The 16,631-nt window shown below is 46.4% G+C and carries 17 protein-coding genes; 1 reads left to right on the top strand and 16 read right to left on the bottom strand.

Annotated elements, in window-relative coordinates:
- Positions 1-120: 120 nt before the first annotated feature.
- On the bottom strand, positions 121-1,314 hold the full coding sequence (locus C8268_RS02375; protein WP_106766198.1) for an alpha amylase family protein: 1,194 nt from the start codon (positions 1,312-1,314) through the stop codon (positions 121-123).
- Positions 1,315-1,614: 300 nt separating this feature from the next.
- Here C8268_RS02375 and C8268_RS02380 point away from each other — a divergent pair, with 300 nt between their 5' ends.
- A complete protein-coding gene (locus C8268_RS02380) occupies positions 1,615-2,676 on the top strand; it encodes a Gfo/Idh/MocA family protein (RefSeq protein WP_106766199.1) in 1,062 nt (353 codons plus the stop codon).
- 76 nt (positions 2,677-2,752) lie between these two features.
- Here the strand turns inward: C8268_RS02380 and C8268_RS02385 are convergent, their stop codons facing one another.
- The 15 genes from C8268_RS02385 to C8268_RS02455 form a co-directional block, all read right to left on the bottom strand.
- Positions 2,753-3,859 carry a GerAB/ArcD/ProY family transporter gene (locus C8268_RS02385; RefSeq protein WP_106766200.1) on the bottom strand — a complete coding sequence of 369 codons (1,107 nt, stop codon included), beginning with the start codon at positions 3,857-3,859 and terminating at the stop codon, positions 2,753-2,755.
- A 19-nt stretch (positions 3,860-3,878) separates the two neighbouring features.
- Entirely contained in the window at positions 3,879-4,118 is a 240-nt protein-coding gene (locus C8268_RS02390) for a hypothetical protein (RefSeq protein ID WP_106766201.1), read from the bottom strand.
- A gap of 6 nt (positions 4,119-4,124) precedes the next feature.
- Positions 4,125-5,327 (bottom strand): Ger(x)C family spore germination protein, encoded by a 1,203-nt coding sequence (locus C8268_RS02395; RefSeq protein WP_106766202.1) that lies wholly within the window; start codon positions 5,325-5,327, stop codon positions 4,125-4,127.
- Positions 5,328-5,352: 25 nt separating this feature from the next.
- Entirely contained in the window at positions 5,353-6,942 is a 1,590-nt protein-coding gene (locus C8268_RS02400; RefSeq protein ID WP_106766203.1) for a spore germination protein, read from the bottom strand.
- 253 nt (positions 6,943-7,195) lie between these two features.
- Positions 7,196-8,305, bottom strand: coding sequence for an ethanolamine utilization protein EutH (eutH, locus tag C8268_RS02405; protein WP_106766204.1), 1,110 nt, complete (start codon positions 8,303-8,305; stop codon positions 7,196-7,198).
- A gap of 114 nt (positions 8,306-8,419) precedes the next feature.
- On the bottom strand, positions 8,420-8,695 hold the full coding sequence (locus C8268_RS02410; protein ID WP_106766205.1) for a EutN/CcmL family microcompartment protein: 276 nt from the start codon (positions 8,693-8,695) through the stop codon (positions 8,420-8,422).
- Between the two features lie 15 nt (positions 8,696-8,710).
- Positions 8,711-9,406, bottom strand: coding sequence for a TIGR02536 family ethanolamine utilization protein (locus tag C8268_RS02415; RefSeq protein ID WP_106766206.1), 696 nt, complete (start codon positions 9,404-9,406; stop codon positions 8,711-8,713).
- 17 nt (positions 9,407-9,423) lie between these two features.
- Positions 9,424-10,059, bottom strand: a complete 636-nt coding sequence (eutD, locus tag C8268_RS02420; protein WP_106766207.1) for an ethanolamine utilization phosphate acetyltransferase EutD — start codon at positions 10,057-10,059, stop codon at positions 9,424-9,426.
- A gap of 10 nt (positions 10,060-10,069) precedes the next feature.
- A complete protein-coding gene (locus C8268_RS02425; protein WP_106766208.1) occupies positions 10,070-10,870 on the bottom strand; it encodes a cobalamin adenosyltransferase in 801 nt (266 codons plus the stop codon).
- Positions 10,871-11,015: 145 nt separating this feature from the next.
- On the bottom strand, positions 11,016-11,306 hold the full coding sequence (pduA, locus tag C8268_RS02430) for a propanediol utilization microcompartment protein PduA (RefSeq protein WP_106766209.1): 291 nt from the start codon (positions 11,304-11,306) through the stop codon (positions 11,016-11,018).
- An 84-nt stretch (positions 11,307-11,390) separates the two neighbouring features.
- A complete protein-coding gene (locus tag C8268_RS02435; protein ID WP_106766210.1) occupies positions 11,391-12,854 on the bottom strand; it encodes an acetaldehyde dehydrogenase (acetylating) in 1,464 nt (487 codons plus the stop codon).
- Positions 12,855-12,880: 26 nt separating this feature from the next.
- The gene (locus C8268_RS02440; RefSeq protein WP_106766211.1) at positions 12,881-13,591 is read right to left on the bottom strand and encodes a BMC domain-containing protein; all 711 of its coding nucleotides are present in this window, start codon (positions 13,589-13,591) and stop codon (positions 12,881-12,883) included.
- A 12-nt stretch (positions 13,592-13,603) separates the two neighbouring features.
- Entirely contained in the window at positions 13,604-14,257 is a 654-nt protein-coding gene (gene eutL, locus C8268_RS02445; protein ID WP_106766212.1) for an ethanolamine utilization microcompartment protein EutL, read from the bottom strand.
- A 21-nt stretch (positions 14,258-14,278) separates the two neighbouring features.
- Positions 14,279-15,070, bottom strand: a complete 792-nt coding sequence (gene eutC, locus C8268_RS02450) for an ethanolamine ammonia-lyase subunit EutC (protein ID WP_420094262.1) — start codon at positions 15,068-15,070, stop codon at positions 14,279-14,281.
- A gap of 177 nt (positions 15,071-15,247) precedes the next feature.
- Positions 15,248-16,612 (bottom strand): ethanolamine ammonia-lyase subunit EutB, encoded by a 1,365-nt coding sequence (locus tag C8268_RS02455; protein WP_106766214.1) that lies wholly within the window; start codon positions 16,610-16,612, stop codon positions 15,248-15,250.
- Between the last annotated feature and the right edge of the window lie 19 nt (positions 16,613-16,631).

Here is a 16,631-nt window from a genome sequence, read left to right on the forward strand (position 1 = left end):
CAGCGGGGAATCAGGATGGCTGACAGGGTAGCAGTGATGAAGCAAAAAGGCCGAGGGCGGGAGCAATGTGAACTGCACCCTAACTCGACCTTTTGTGAATCCACTTTGAAGAAGCCACGCTTATTTTAAATCCAATGCTTCCCACCAATTGTAATTTTCCAAATAAACGACATCAAACAGCATGACACCATGGGATTTTTGTTTACACATGCGTACTGCTTTTTTAAACTGTTCAGGATTGCCGTCATAATCCTTCAAGAAAAGGCTGGCTACAACCGGTATTTGCCCATTAACCGCCTGCAGGCTCATATCAATTGCTCCTTCCACGCTATACCATGATGCAGGACGCCCGCTTTGCTCCGCCTCTTCAATCGATACTTCTGGATAATAGCAACCTGTCATGAGAAAATCGAGTTCATCAGCATAACCGGAACGATGATAATCCTCAGAAGCCCATGGCAGTTCAGGATGGTACGTTTCACTCCCCCAGTTTACGCCTTCATTATAATATAACGGGTACCAGGAGCCGACATAAATGCTGAACGAAAGCTCCGGATTTAACGATTTCACAAGCTGCTTGGCTTTTTTCACGAAGTTTTTTATGTTTAATGCCCGCCATTCTGTCCATTTTCCGAACCATTGCCCAAATTCAATCTCTTTCGTACCTTCCTGTACTGTAAATATGTGCTCCGGCCACTTTTCTACCCTTTGACCGATATATTGTTCGAACTGCTGCCTGCTCAATTCGCTAAAATCACCGTATATGTTAGGATAACGGCACCGATCCAGCACGACCCCGTCAAGCTTATAATTTTTAGTAACCTCTTCGATAATTGCCAGTTCATGACGGATCACTTCCGGATGAATCGGATTGACAAAAATAGTCGCATCTGAGACGTTCTCCGCTGCTACCGGAGCTGAAGACAAGCTTGGATTGTAGAACATGACTTGCCACTGTTTTTTATCATAAGCCAGCCCGTCACGCGATTTCCCCGTACCTTCGGCAAACACATCGATGTTGGCCAGCACCTGTAGCCCGGTATCCTTCAAGGCATCGATCATTTCCTGTAAGAAATCACGTCCCTTCCACATATCGTAACGTCCGTCGGACCAACGGCTGACATGATAGGCATATTCGCTCGGGTAGGTTGTATGCCCATAAGGTATTTTCGCATCAACTACAATATGAGTAATTCCCGCTCGCTTGGCGTTATCTGCAAGCTTTCTTCTTTTTTCCGGATCAGCTAATCGGATTCCATTGGCCAAAAAATCAACCCATAAAATATTCGCGCCTTGATCAATCGCTTGCTTCATTGCTTATTACCTCTCTTTCTTCAAATCATATAATTTTACGATATAACTATATAAATGATTTCAAAGTTATACCCATTCCAAAGTGCTTTTTGCTTTCTTTTCAAACGAGCTTATTTAATTTTATGGAGAATATATTCTTTCTGTATTAAAATATGAGGGGAAATATTTACTGTTATATTACATACAAACCGTCACATAGTCAATTTATATGTATAGAGTCAAAGGAATTTATTTGGTATGATTTTTCCTGTACAGAAATTAAAGAACTGAAATCAGCAACAACCTTACAGGAGGATGAAAATGAACAAAACGAAAGTGGCCATTATCGGATGCGGAACCATAGCTGAAACCGCTCATATACCCGCATATTTAAATAACCCGAATGCAGAAATAAAATATTTCTGTGATGCTAAGAAAGAAAATGCAGAGCGTTTCGTAAAAAAGTATGGATGCGGCATAGCCGTGCAGGATTATCGTGATATACTGGATGATCCGGAGCTAGAGGCTGTTTCCGTCTGTACACCAAACAATACACATGCATCTATCTCTATTCATTGTTTACGCGCGGGAAAAAATGTGCTGTGCGAAAAACCTGCCGCCCGAACATATAGCGAGGCCATCCAAATGCAAAAAGCACAGCATGAAAGCGGAAAAGTGCTTAATATCGGAATGGTCAACCGCTTCAATAAAGCCGTTAATATTATTAAAGACCTGATCGAAAATGGTGAGTTGGGAGAATTGTATCACGTCTATGCCAGCTTCCGGGCACATCGCTCAATACCCGGTCTTGGAGGCGCTTTCACTACAAAAGAAATATCTGGCGGAGGCGTAATGATTGACTGGGGGATACATTTTCTTGATGTCGTCATGTACTGCTCAGGAGATCCTGCTCCAAAATCCGTTTCTGCCCAAACCTACTCCAAACTAGGCCGGAATATGAAGGATTATACTTATATGAACATGTGGGCCGGACCGCCTAAACTCGAAGGTGTGTATGACGTCGATGATTTTGTCACAGCTATGATTCGAACCGAAGGTCCGAGCATTACACTAAACGGAGCCTGGGCGCAAAACATTGGCGAGGATGAGATGTTTATCGATTTTCTGGGAGATAAAGCAGGAATCCGCCTGCAGTACGGCGGTAGCTTTAAAATGTACAGCGCAAAAAACGGCGTCCTGCTGGAAACAACCCCGAAGTTCAACCCGGGAGATCATTTCCAAAATGAAATCGATGCTTTTCTAAACTCCATTCGAACAGGTGAAAAGCAGCCATCTCACATCGACACCGTCATCATTTCCGCAAAAATGATCCAGGCTATTTACGATTCGTCAGAGCAGCAAAAGGAGATTATATTTGACTGAAGTGACGTAAAAGCAGTTATGTCGATAGCTTGTTCCAATGTGAGAAATTCAAGCTCTTGAGCCCTAGTCGCCTTATCTAGCTCCCTTTCGAGCCAGCCATCCTTCGTATTCCGCGAACGATGAACAACAGCAGAGGCAGCAGTAATCCAAAAATCAAAAAATAAGTAACCCAGATATGGGAGTCAAAATATTGCTGATAAGCGGTGTTGGGATAAATGATCGTTGACAAGGCCACCTGAATGAGTCCCAGCGGCAACACCAGCGGACGATAATCCTTTAAGTTGAATATATAGGCGATGGAAAGCGCCATAAAATACAGATACAGCGCAAATCTAAAGAATAGCGATATTAGCCACATGATCGCCATCACCACTTCGATTCGCTGTAGAAAATTTCCGATATTGATTTTCTGAGCGATCATATAGCTTGGGAATGCACTTTGTGAAATAATCTCAGGGCCGAATACCAGAATCGACAAGGCCACAATTAAAGCAATGACGAGCCCACCAATCAGGCTCCCCACGAGAAAGGCTTTTCTCGCTTTTTCGGGCTGATTGGTGTTAGGACCGTGAATCATTAGCATTAAAAATTGAGGAAGAAACACCGTGGCGAGAAAGGAGAGCACAGCCGGCCAAATAGGCCCCATTCCCCTTTCAAGTACAGGCTGAACATTTTCCAGCTCAATACGGGACGGTATTAAAATAACCAGCGAAATATAGATCAGCATAAACCAAGGGAACATCAGCTCGGCTGTTCGGGCTAAAGCCTCCAGTCCGAGCTTTACCCCTCTAACTATAACAACGGCAAATAAGATATTGACCGCTTGTATTGGAGTTTCAGGCATGATCTGAGTCGTCAAAAAGCTCCCGACATAATATAACACTCTAGGAGCAAGAAAGATTAAAATAATGGTGATCAGCAAAGAGAGAACCTTCCCCGGCCACTTTCCAAAAGCTTTCTCCATCATCTGAATTAGATTCATGTTGGGAAATAGTAAAGTTAATGCGTTATATAGCAGGGTAATACCAAGCCCGCAACCGACTCCGATGAGAGACGCAATCCAGGCATCCTGCTTCGCGATGGCAGCTATATTTGACGGAATGACCAAAATAGCGCTGCCGATCGTGAAAAAAGTCGTTAGAATTGTGAATTGTCTTCCCGTTATTTTTATTTTTTCATCCACCTAAGTTCACCTCTTGTCGTCAGACGATCAGACCGATTGCGGCCAATAAATCACTGATCGGTTTAAATATAAGCGTGATCCATTCCAACGGGCTCGGAACATTGCGATTGATTTGGACTGTGATCCCTGCAGCAAGACCAAAAAGCAATAGTACAGAGAAAGCCCAGAGCTCCTTTTTTTGTTTATTTTGAAATAAAGAGGGGACCTCTCGCCAAGCAATGAACGCACCAACCGCAATGATGATCGCAACACCTGTCATACCGGCTTACTCCTTTATATAGTTCAGAAATGAATCGCTAGCCTTTCCAAATTTTCGAATCTTTATATTGATATCAAAATCGACCAGAAGCTCGGTAAAGTATCGCTCATCCCAGTCGTTTCTCATCTCCTTCCACGCTTTCGGATCAGCTTGCCGAATCGCCTCACCAAAACCGAAAATGTCTGAACGAAACGTTTTCTGCGCCTTCTTGATGGCTGATTCCATGAGCAGCTTGATTTTGGCTTCTGCTGCTTGTTCAATGTTCTTGATCGTTTCCTGGCTCTCCAGTTCCACATTCCTGGCCTCTACCTCAGCGACGTTATGCTCCGAATGAATGGTAATCTTTACGCGAGGCTTTCCCTCTTCAACGTGACCCTTTATATCGGACTTCGTACGAATCGTCTCTAAAACAACCTTACCGCCTCCAGGATAATCCACATGACCAACCGTACTTTTCACGTTTCCCCGAATATAGTTAAACCCTTTACTCTCATTCTCGCTTAACCAGCCAATCATCTTGTCTTTCTTAAATGCTGCAAGCATGGAGCCTTTCAATTCGGTAGGGGTATATATATTTTCAACGTTTTTCTGTGTGGCTCCCACCTCCCTGTCTCCCTCAATAAGGAGTCCCGACAAGACAGGATGCTTGCCATCACTAATAAGATCCCTGATCACTTCATCCAGCGTTTCTGTCAAGCTGGGAGACCAATATTTCTCAGATGTTTCCAAAGTAGCAAACAATTTGTTCGCTGGAACCTTCTCCAGCGGCGTCAACACCTTCAACACCTCTTCCGGTGTACTGTCATGTGTTACCACGAGGTAATAATCAGAGCGAAATTCATGATCCCGATACATTAAATCCAAACTTTCGGCAATGCCTTCCTTAGCCAGCGTTTCTCCGATAAGAAGCATTCTCAGATGAGAAATATAAATTTTTCGCGGACTAAGAATACTCATTCTTCGAATAGCTTCTATGACGGTATCCCCTTCCTCTGTATACAAAATAGCCGGAGCCAAGCCCCCTCCCTTATCAGCTGTCACTTCTTTCGGATTGACCACTTGGATCGATACCCGGTATCGATCTCCCACCTTGTCGATTCCCATGCCCATAGCGATAGCGAGCTCATTCAATTCCCGGCGGTTCCAGCATCCGGTAAGAAAAGAGATCACAAAAAGAATCAAGATCAGGCTCTTTACATACCGTTTCATCCCGGTTCACATGCCTCCTTCCACGTTATTTTTGCTCTTTGTCGTGATGATCTTGCCGCCTGATATTTTTATCATTGCTTAACCGTGGGCGGGAAAACATCCAGTTGTGAGGGAACCGAAACAAAGCATCCTTATTATCCGTTGTAACCAAAGGTGCAAGGGGAGACATATAGGGCGTACCGAAGGTTCTCAGACTGCAAAGGTGCAGAACAAGAGCCATACAACCTACGAAAATACCGAATATTCCGAAGGAGGCAGCAAGCCCCATAATCGGAAAACGCATCAGTCGAAAAGCGATAGACATGTTATATGCAGGCAGCACAAAACTGGATATTGCCGTAATCGAAACGACGATAACCATGGCGGCGGAGATAATTCCGGCCTCAACAGCCGCTTGTCCAATCACAAGCGTACCAACGATGGAGACAGCCGATCCAATGTATTTAGGCATTCGAACTCCGGCTTCACGCAATATTTCAAACGTAAGTTCCATCAAGAGCGCCTCGATAAAGGCGGGAAACGGAACATCTTCACGTTGGGCTGCAAGACCGATCAATAAATTGGTCGGTATCATTTCCTGATGAAATGTAGTGACAGCAATATAGACCGACGGGGCCAGAAGAGAGATAATAGCTCCGGCATAGCGAAGGAAGCGGATAAAGCTGCTGATATCTGTTCGCTGATAATAATCTTCCGCAGCATTCATGAAAGAGACAAACGGTGCAGGGACGATCAGTACAAACGGAGTTCCATCAACCAGAATGGCTACCTTTCCTTCCAAAAGCTCCGCAGCAATAACATCAGGACGTTCGGAGTTATACACTGTAGGAAAAGGAGTCGCCGTTTTATCCTGAATCAATTCCTCAATATAACCGCTCTCCAAAATAGCATCAATATCGATGCGATCCAGCCTAGCATGAACTTCACCGACAACTTTCTCATTCACTATGCCCTTGATATACATAATGCCTATATCTGTTTGAGATACACGACCGATTTGCTTGGATTCCAGCCAAAGACGAGGGTCTTTGATTTTACGCCGAATCAATGCTGTATTGGTTCGCAGTGATTCTGAAAAAGCCTCACGCGGCCCACGAACCACATTCTCTATTGAAGATTCAGTAACGCCCCGATCTCTCCATCCACGTACACTCGCTATAATCCCTTTCGACTCCCCATCGATAAGAATAATCGCATCGCCAGACAATAGCGAATGATATAACTTTTCAAAATCGGTCAGGTCGCGAATATCGCCAAACGTTAAATCTTCATCTTTCAACCTTTGTATAATGTGGGATGAGGAAACAGCTTTCTGACTGCCTGAATCGATATCTTCCTCTTCTTTTTGCATTAAAGATTCCATAATATAATCGTTGATTACTTTTCCATCCGCCAACCCGTCGATAAATAAAATCGCAATCATTCGGCCATTTGCCGGACCATACGGTATCTTTCTTATGATCAGATCTGAGCTGTGGCCAAGGCTTTTTTGAATTTTCTGTACGTTCTGCTCCAGATCATTGCTCAATTTCTGATCAGAATCATCGGCATGATTATCACTGTTGATGTCAGGAGTTTGTTTCGTTTTATGCGGTTTTCTTTTTCGAAAAATCATGATGTTCTTCCTCTCAAGGATATCTTTTAACACCATTATTGCCTTAGCTGCTTTTGGTAAACCCCGGCAAAGAGGAAAAACACAACATATCATTTTGTGCATATCACCCGTCAATTACTGAAAAATTGCAAAAAAAATACCCCGCAGTCATTTGCATGACATACGGGACATCAATAGATGAACCCTAGATTATTCAGAGCGATTACCCTATATTTCGTCAAAACCAAAACTAACAAACATTGTCCGCCTTCTTCTATACAGCCTCTTGCGGCTCAGCCTCCGGCTTATCCACCATTTTCTTGGATATATAGATAGCAACAATGACTGCGGTGATTCCGCCAACGAGCTTTCCAACAATCATTGGGAAGATCATCTCTCTGGCTACCCCTGCCGTAAAACCAAGATGATCGCCAAGTACAAAAGCGGCGGATACGGCAAAGGCCACGTTGATAACCTTTCCCCGGTTATCCATGTCTTTCATCATACCGAACATCGGGATCACATTGGCAAGCGTTGCTACCATTCCCGCTGCTGCGATCTCGTTCATACCAAGCATCTTGCCAAGCTTCATTAGCGGTTTGTTGAATACCTTCGTAATGACAAATACCATTGTAAAAGCACCGGCGAGCACGATGGCAATGTCACCCACAATTTTGATGCCTTCTTCAATTGGAGCCATGCCCGGTATAATCGTCATACCCGTCAGCTGCTCCGTAATGCCAGCAGCCAGTCCAAGCGTTGCCACGATGACGATGAATTTTCCGAATATTGTAAAACCCTTGATCATACCTTGCGGGATTTTCCATAAGCCCAGCACAATAAGCAAAGCGAACAGGATGATTGGAACCAGATTAGAAAGGATCATCCCGATGGAGAAACCCGCCACCAACCCTCCAATTAAACATCCAATCGGAATGGTGACAATGCCCGCCAAAACACCAGTGGCCAAAAATCTGTGATCTTCCTTTTTAATAATGCCCAGCGCCACCGGAATGATAAATACAATCGTAGGCCCCAGCATGGCCCCCAGAATTGTGCCAGCGAACAATCCGGCTTCAGGATTCTGGGCCAGCTCAAGAGCGAGTGAATATCCACCCATATCATTAGCCAGCAGCGTAGTTGCGAACATCGCAGGGTCCGCTCCTAACGCTGTATACAGCGGAACGACGATCGGGCTTAACACATCTGCCAATACCGGAGATAAGGAGATAATCCCTACCATAGCCAGTGTTAAGGAACCCATAGCCATGATCCCCTCGTCAAATTGTTGGCCCAAACCGAATTTGTTCCCGATGCACTTGTCGATGGCACCAAGAATCATGAAAATAACCATACCATATATGATAATTTCGTTTATTTCCACGAATGTGCTCCTCCATTCTTTTTCCAAACTTGACTCCAATCATGCCAAGGTTCATTTTTTGAAACTCTGCCGCTCGTATCTTGTTGCTGATGCGTTCTACCACTTCCATTTGAGTTATTCATGGTTCATCTCAATGGAATCGACGATCCCTACAATAACTGCATCAACCGGTACGTCCGAGCCGGTGAGTGATGCTCTGGCAGCGCTTCCTGTCGTCACCAGCACCGTATCACCAATACCGGCTCCCGCATTGTCCGCGGCCACAAAATAGTCGAGATTCTCAGAAGCATCATTATACGATAACGGCTTGACCACCAAGAAGGTTAGACCATTCAGCTTGCTGTCTTTGCGGGTAGCCCATAAGCTTCCCATAATTTGTCCCACAATCATAGCTTCACCTCGCCGTTATCTTCTATGAACCTCAATTTTCTGCATGCGTAAATAATCCTGCGCCAGCGGAGTAATGATACTGTTTTTATCGATTACAATCTGTTTTTGCAGACGGTATTTTTTCAGGTCGGCTTCGGTAATGACTTTGCGGTTCAGCACTTCCGGCTGTGTAACCATCTTCTCATGTTGAGCAGCACATAACGACTGCTGAACCTGCTCCACTCGCCCTTCCTGCAAACAAGTCGCCAGCAACTCCGACTCTTTAACGAGCTGGATGCCGTAACTGCTCAGCTTGTTTGCAAATCCGTCATACAGCTTGTACAACAACACTGGGGCAGTTGACTTGTATCTTCGGTAAAGCAGCCCTTCTTCCAGGACGATAACCTGTTTGCCCTTCAAAAGCATTGTCAAGATGAATCGCTCACGCTGGCCGGCACTGATACCCTGTGCAAGGTTGGACAGCAACTGAAGACACAGTTTCGGAAGGATCAGCACATCGCACTCTCTGAGTGACTCATCATAATATTGCACCTCAAAATGTTGATTTAATATGCTTTCCAGTTCCGTCACAGGCTCCGTAGCCATCAGGACCGCCATTTTTCTGGGCGCTTTAACCGTAGATTGTTTCCACTTTGCCTGCTCCAGCCTCTTGATCACTTCAGCTGTAACTGCTTCAATAATTGCCGCCCGGTCCAGAGCTTCAGCATTCATTTTTTAACACCCCTAAACTAGATGCTCTTCTTCAAAATCTTTCCTTTGGTGCCTTTCGTAAAACCGCATGCGTTGGCCTCATCATAGTCAATATGCATGTATGTCTCATAATTTGGGCTGACACGAACAAGCACATCGTCAAAAATAAGCGGACGTTTACCGTAAACTTTTACCTGTACGATTTCCCCGTTTTTTACGTTGTATTTCTCCGCATCCTCCGCTTTCACGTGAATATGCCGCTGGGCAGCGATTAATCCGCGTTCAAGCCGGATCATGCTGCTGCCTGAAGCGATCACGATCCCCGGCGTTCCTTCCAATTTGCCGCTTTCTCTTACTGGAACCGGTGTTCCCAGCACGACAGCATCCGTATGTGATATTTCAACCTGGGATTCCTTACGTTCCGGTCCGAGTACGACAACATTATGCAAAGATCCTTTGGGACCAATCAGCGTAACACGCTCCTTGCAGGCATATTGTCCGGGCTGAGAAAGATCCTTCGCCTTTGTCAATTGATATCCCTGACCAAACAGAGCGTCGATCGCCTCGCGATTCAAATGCACATGTTTACCGGATGCTTCGATCTCGATGCAAGCTTCTTCCTGCACGCGCTTCATTACTTCATCTATGATGCTATCTACCAGTTGATTATCCACCAATTTCACCTCATGAATTGTACTGACCAACACGAATTCGGAACATGATGATCCAGAACAACGAAGACAGACGGTTCAGCGACCGGATGATGTCTTCACGCTCAGTATCGCCGTGTTCCTTTTTAAATGCTTGATAAGCCAGCAGCTCTGTCTCTCTTGTCAATGTGCGCAACGCATTTATAGCAACAACCGCTTCGCCCATATCATAGCTGGGTTGAAAATGTTCCAAGCCAAAATATTTTTTGGGAAAATGAGACTGCTCACGCAGCTCCTTTGGTGTCATCCCAAGCAAGTAAAATTCCTCAATATCTTCACTTAGCACTTCACAACGTACGATTCTTCTTACAAATTGCAAGATTTCTTCCAAATCATCGACCAGCTTGGTCATATTTAATTTAAAACAGCTGATTTGTGCTTCCAAAATTTTCGCTTCCAATGAGTCCAGTTTGCCGCGAAATAAAATCCGGGGATGATCTTTAAACACAAGCAGATTCCCATGCAGATGGGTCATATGCTCCGGTTTCGTTTCCAGAAATCCGCCGTATAAAGTGCGAAACCTTTTCTTTCCTTCAGGAGGTTGTTCAACGTTCAAATTTTTAGTGATTTGAAGCTTCACTTCCTTCTGAGGTGCTTTCGCTTCCACTTCGCTCTCAGGTGTATGCACATAACGCAGTTCTATCTGATGATCGGTCAAAAAGCTTTTGGCCGAAGGAGTCAGAATGGTGCCCGGCGCTGCTTCGTATACGGCAGCCTCCTTCATATTTCGATTGCGAAAGTGCCTGCGCAGCTCACTTTCCGTAACCACAGCCATATTCTCACATCCTTTTCATGCGTGTACTTTTTCACACGCAGTCGTTCGAGCCGCTGACGATAGGAAAAATAGTCTAAAGCAGGTGAAGCCCAGGGTGCGGTTTGATGCCGCACCCTGCCCTCATCCCCTTATTTTGGATCAACAATTATTCAGCAATCTTGGTCTTCGGAAGAATCGCATCCACTTCTGTGTGTGGTCTTGGAATCACATGAACGGACAACAATTCTCCAACTCGCTCAGCTGCCGCAGCACCTGCATCAGTAGCTGCCTTAACAGCGCCTACGTCACCGCGAACCATAACCGTTACGAGACCTGCACCGATTTGCTCTTTACCGATCAATGTAACGTTAGCTGCTTTCACCATTGCGTCTGCTGCTTCGATTGCTCCTACCAAACCTTTTGTTTCTACCATTCCTAATGCGTTTGCGTTTGCCATAATAAAATTCCTCCTAAAAATTTATGAATTGATTTATGATTAATTTTTGAATCAACATGAATTGAGTTAGTATTGCTTTTTGAATTACATTTTTTCAAGAATACGAGCCACGATCATATTGATCAGCTCTTCTTTATCACCCGGATTGATGTTTGCCTCCGGCTGAGTCGTCGGCTGCTCCATCAAATCCTCCAACTCCTTCACACCGTAAGCCATTCTGCGGATGTTGAGCAGATTAAGCGGGCTGATGTTGTCGGATGTCGAGCTGCCGCCTACTGCGCCACAGCCGAGCGTTAGCGCTGGCGCAAGTGCAGTCGTAGCACCGATACCGCCAAGGGCGCCCGGTGTATTTACCAGAAGACGGGATACCGGCTTCTTCAAGGCGAATTGACGTACGATCTCCTCATTCTCCGAGTGAATGATCATCGTGTGTCCAGCGCCTTCCCCGTTTAGAATCTCAATACAGCGCTCGCAAGCGGCCTCCCAGTTTTCTTCTGTGTAAAACGCTAAAATCGGGGCCAGCTTCTCACGGGAATACGGCACATTGTGCCCAACGCGAGTCTCTTCCGCAATTAAAACGCGTGTACCTGCTGGAATATCCAGGTTTGCCAGCTTGGCGATATGCTCCACGCTGCGGCCAACGATTTGCGGGTTCATCGTTCCATTAGCCCGCATAATAAATTTTCCTAGCTGAGCGGCTTCTTGTTCAGAGAGAAAATAAGCTCCCTGCTTTTTGAACTCAGCCACTACCGCTTCCTTGCTGCACGCTTCAACGACAACAGATTGCTCTGAAGCGCAGATGGTCCCATTGTCAAACGTTTTGGAATCCAATATACGTTTGACCGCAAGCGGGATATTTGCACTTTTCTCAATGAATGCAGGACCGTTACCTGGACCAACGCCGATGGCAGGCGTACCGGACGAGTATGCCGCTTTGACCATTGCTGTTCCGCCAGTAGCGAGAATCAAGGCGACATCTTTGTGCTTCATCAACTGGTCCGTTCCTTGAATGGTCGGAACTGTCATGACTGAAACAGCCCCTTGTGGACATCCTGCCTGCACAGCTGCTTCATTAATGATCTTCACTGTTTCCAAGATGCTTTTTAGCGCATTCGGATGCGGAGAGAAGACGATGCTGTTTCCAGACTTGATCGCAATCAGCGCCTTGTAAATGACCGTTGATGTCGGGTTGGTGGATGGAATCAATCCAGCGATGACACCAACAGGCACAGCCACCTCCATCACCTTGTTCACTTTGTCATCCTTCAGAATACCGACCGTCTTCATATCTTTGATCGATTCATACACATGCTTCGAAGCAAATACATTTTTGACGATCTTATCCTGCCAGCGGCCAAAACCTGTTTCTTCATTAGCCATTTTCGCAAGATTCTCGCGATGCTTATAAGCAGCATCAGCGATTGCTTTGACAATGGCGTCGATCTGCTCCTGCGTCATGACCGCAAGCTTGGCTTGCGCCTCTTTGGCCTGTTTGATCAAATCGCGAACTTCTTGAATGGATCGCAGGTCTTTATCCAATATTTCCATCAATACTCCTTCTCCCTGTTATTTTTTTATGAATTGGCATTCTTCTTGTTCTTGGTTCTCTTTGCTGCCGGGGCGGGCACTGGCTTTACTCGTACATCACTCTGGTTTTTCTTGGCGGCGTCTGGCTTCTCTGCAGCTTCAGCCTTGCTTGCCGTGGACTCCGCCTTCTTGGAATCCGGCTTGTCCTTGTCAGCTTTCTTGACCGCCTCAGCAGATGCCAATTCCACCGTCTCAACATCTTGAGCTTTTTCAGCTTTCGGCTCCTTTGTCCTTGAACTCTCCTTCATCTTATCCTTTGGAGCTTCATCAGACCTTTTCACCTTTGTTTCTGCGCTTGCTCTGATCACATCCGATTTAGAAGCAGCAGTTTCGGATGCTTTCTTGATGTTTAAGCTTGCACGTTCATCCGGTTCAGAGCCTTTCGCAGCGTCTTCTTGCTGTTTTTGTTTTTCTTCCACGTCAATTAGGCTCACCACCATGTCGGCGGTCTCCTCATGCATCCGGGCAATGACATGCCTTGTCACCAGAACATCCAGCTGGGCAGCTACTTCTGCTCCAGCCGCCACAGCAGATTGCACAGCCCCGACGTCACCGCCTAACTTGATCGTCACCAGTCCGCCCTTGATGATTTCCACCCCGATGCAATACACACTCGCCGCCTTCAAGGCAGCGTCCGCAGCGGCAATAGCTCCCAGATACCCTCTTACCTCAACCAGCCCTAACGCGTTATGTCTCATCTGCTGCTACCCTTAATAACTCGTAGGGTTATCTGCAACGAATTGAACAGCGTCTGCAAAAGCATCACATGCTGCCTTGCAGGCTGATTGGCTGCCTGTTAACAGAGCACCGCCAAAGTTGGTTTCGGAAGGCGGGCCAAAGAATTCTGCCAGGGATACATCAGCGGCCTTCAGCGCCGCATCCAGTGCATACATCGCTTCCAGAGGAGGTGCGATGAGATACGCCAAGGATTCCCCTTCCTTTATGTTGGCAGTCTGGGATAAATACGTGCCTGTGCGTGAAACGCAATGTGCAAAATAGGTGATGCTGTTATCTTCATTAGCACTAACGAAATGAGCACCGTTCTCGATGAATTCAACGACCGTGTTCAATCCGCTGCGAACTTCCTCCGGGTTCGGACCAGCCAAGATCCCGATGACCTCGCCTGCCAGCTTTGTTGAAGCATTCGCCGAGCCGGCATACATACTTTTTGCATAAACAACGTCTACAGCTGCTGCTTTTGTCGCTTCATCCAATGCTGTATAAGTGACATCATCAATGTCAGCGGTAATGATTCCCAAGCTTTTATGGTGCGATTTCAGACCCAGCTTGCTTGCCATGTCCGCGCTGACGTTGGAAATGAGCTTCAAGCCCAGCACCTGGGCATGAATCGGTTCGTTTCTCATACGAACGCCTCCCTTGCCTTCCTATAGTTTCAAATCAATACCTGATGCTTTTTTGTCAATCATTGTTTTGATCAACTCAGCGATATGCGCACCCGCCTCCACTGCAGGCGTTCCGCCTGAGTGAATGTTGGAGATGACTGTACGTCTAGCTTCCGGCATACCAACGGTTGGCTTATATGCAATGTAGGCACTCATCGATTCTGCTGTAACCAGCCCAGGGCGTTCCCCGACAAGCAAACATACCACATCTGCTTCCGTTACTTCGCCAATAACATCCATTGAAGGAACGCGGCAATGTTTGACAAACAGTATATTACCTACATCCATGCCATACATTTTGAGCCCTTGAGCTATAGCTGGCACAATATCACGCAGATTCGCCTCAATAGCAGCCGAACTTAAACCGTCTCCAACCATAAGCTGAACTTTGGCCTTCTTGGCTGTATGCTGCTTGATATATTCGATCGTTTCGGCAGAGAACTGTCGGCCCAAATCTGGGCGTGTAATGTATTCATCCTTATCCCCGCACAAGGTTTCTACCGGAACAAGGTTCATTTCTTTGACAAAATCTTCGGACACATAGGAGAATACTGCATCCTGAGCGGCAGCATGGTCGGCGCGAAACCGCAGTGACGTAATCGTCTTGTAACGCGGTCCTGCACGCCATACCCCAAGACGAGCCGGCGTTTTTTCCTTCATTTTCATATAACCTTCGCGATCTGTTGGCTCCGGAACGAGCAGCTGTTTGCGAAGATCGATTTCTGTAATATCATCCAAACATTCGCCATCATCCACATGATCTTCGGTTAGCATAGTAGCCGATCCGCCTTCATTCGGATTTGCTGCTGCTGAGTGCCCGACAGGTGATGCAGCTTGTCCAGGGTTCATGTTGTTCTCTTCCTGCTCCTGCTTGTTTCCTACCATCTCGTTTAGAATCGATTCAATCATCGATCTTATATCTTTTTCGTTCATGAGAGTTTCCTCCTTTCCTTACTTGAGAAATACCGATGCGTCACCGGCTTTTTTAGTCAGCTTGCCATTTTCAATAAAGCCCATTTTTTCCATCCATTGTTCAAACTCGCGGATCGGACGCAGGCCCAACAGTTCGCGCAGCGTTGCCGTTTCGTGATAGCCGGTCGTCTGGTAGTTGAGCATGACATCATCACCATGAGGAATACCCATGAAGAAATTGCAACCGGCTGTAGACAATAGAACCGCCAGGTTCTCCAAGTCGTTCTGATCAGCCTTCATATGGTTCGTGTAACATGCATCGCACCCCATAGAAACCCCGGTCAGTTTACCCATAAAATGATCCTCAAGCCCAGCCCGAATGACTTGTTTCGCATCGTATAGATATTCAGGTCCGATAAATCCGACCACCGTATTGACGAGGAACGGGCTGTATTTCTTCGCAAAGCCATAGCAGCGTGCTTCCATCGTCACCTGGTCAATCCCGTGATGGGCTTCGGAAGACAGCTCCGAGCCTTGGCCTGTTTCGAAATACATGACATTCGGCCCGGATACCTGGCCGTGCTGCAGAACAAGCTGCTGCGCTTCTTCAAGCGTGGCTGCATTAAAGCCAAATGCCTCGTTCCCTTTCTGCGAGCCCGCAATCGATTGGAAGATCAGCCCTGTCGGCGCGCCTCTTTTAACAGCTTCCATCTGAGTCGTAACGTGAGCCAGGACGCATGTCTGTGTCGGAATCTCCCACTTCTGACGGAACTCCTCAAATCGCTTGAGAACACGGGTTACACTTTCAACCGAGTCATCTACCGGGTTCAGACCCAATACCGCGTCCCCAATCCCGAAAGTTAAACCTTCCATTAGGGAAGCCATGATTCCATCCGGATCATCAGTAGGGTGATTCGGCTGCAAGCGAGCCGATAAGGTACCCGGACGACCGATGGTGGTGTTGGCGCTCGCCGTAACCCGAATTTTCTTAGCTCCATACATCAAATCGAGGTTAGACATAATCTTGGCCACTGCGGCGATCATCTCGGCTGTCAGACCACGGGATACTCGCTTGATGTCAGCCTCACTTGTGTTCTCGTCTAATATCCACTCCCGCAGCTCTTCTACGGTCCAGTTTTGAATTTCACTATAGATGCGCTCATTGACCCCATCTTGAATAATTCGGGTTACCTCATCCGTCTCATATGGAACCGCAGGGTTGTTGCGCAAGTCTGACAATGTCATCTGGGACAACACCACCTTGGCAGCCACGCGCTCTTCAGATGAAGCCGCACCTATTCCGGCCAACGTATCCCCTGATTTTTCCTCATTTGCTTTAGCCATAACTTCCATCAGTGATTTAAATTGATAGACTCGGCCAAACAGTTTTGTTTTTAAAATCACAATAGCTCCTCCTCCCAAA

The sequence above is a fragment of the Paenibacillus faecalis genome (genome assembly GCF_900289175.1).
Taxonomy (GTDB): domain Bacteria; phylum Bacillota; class Bacilli; order Paenibacillales; family Paenibacillaceae; genus Paenibacillus_AQ; species Paenibacillus_AQ faecalis.

What these genes read in the sequence shown, in the direction of transcription:
- C8268_RS02375 (WP_106766198.1), bottom strand. Translation starts at nt 1,314, where the DNA reads ATGAAGCAAGCGATTGATCAAGGCGCGAATATTTTATGGGTTGATTTT.
- C8268_RS02380 (WP_106766199.1), top strand. Translation starts at nt 1,615, where the DNA reads ATGAACAAAACGAAAGTGGCCATTATCGGATGCGGAACCATAGCTGAA.
- C8268_RS02390 (WP_106766201.1), bottom strand. Translation starts at nt 4,118, where the DNA reads ATGACAGGTGTTGCGATCATCATTGCGGTTGGTGCGTTCATTGCTTGG.
- C8268_RS02395 (WP_106766202.1), bottom strand. Translation starts at nt 5,327, where the DNA reads ATGAAACGGTATGTAAAGAGCCTGATCTTGATTCTTTTTGTGATCTCT.
- C8268_RS02400 (WP_106766203.1), bottom strand. Translation starts at nt 6,942, where the DNA reads ATGATTTTTCGAAAAAGAAAACCGCATAAAACGAAACAAACTCCTGAC.
- C8268_RS02410 (WP_106766205.1), bottom strand. Translation starts at nt 8,695, where the DNA reads ATGATTGTGGGACAAATTATGGGAAGCTTATGGGCTACCCGCAAAGAC.
- C8268_RS02415 (WP_106766206.1), bottom strand. Translation starts at nt 9,406, where the DNA reads ATGAATGCTGAAGCTCTGGACCGGGCGGCAATTATTGAAGCAGTTACA.
- C8268_RS02425 (WP_106766208.1), bottom strand. Translation starts at nt 10,870, where the DNA reads ATGGCTGTGGTTACGGAAAGTGAGCTGCGCAGGCACTTTCGCAATCGA.
- pduA (WP_106766209.1), bottom strand. Translation starts at nt 11,306, where the DNA reads ATGGCAAACGCAAACGCATTAGGAATGGTAGAAACAAAAGGTTTGGTA.
- C8268_RS02435 (WP_106766210.1), bottom strand. Translation starts at nt 12,854, where the DNA reads ATGGAAATATTGGATAAAGACCTGCGATCCATTCAAGAAGTTCGCGAT.
- C8268_RS02440 (WP_106766211.1), bottom strand. Translation starts at nt 13,591, where the DNA reads ATGAGACATAACGCGTTAGGGCTGGTTGAGGTAAGAGGGTATCTGGGA.
- eutL (WP_106766212.1), bottom strand. Translation starts at nt 14,257, where the DNA reads ATGAGAAACGAACCGATTCATGCCCAGGTGCTGGGCTTGAAGCTCATT.
- eutC (WP_420094262.1), bottom strand. Translation starts at nt 15,070, where the DNA reads ATGCTAACCGAAGATCATGTGGATGATGGCGAATGTTTGGATGATATT.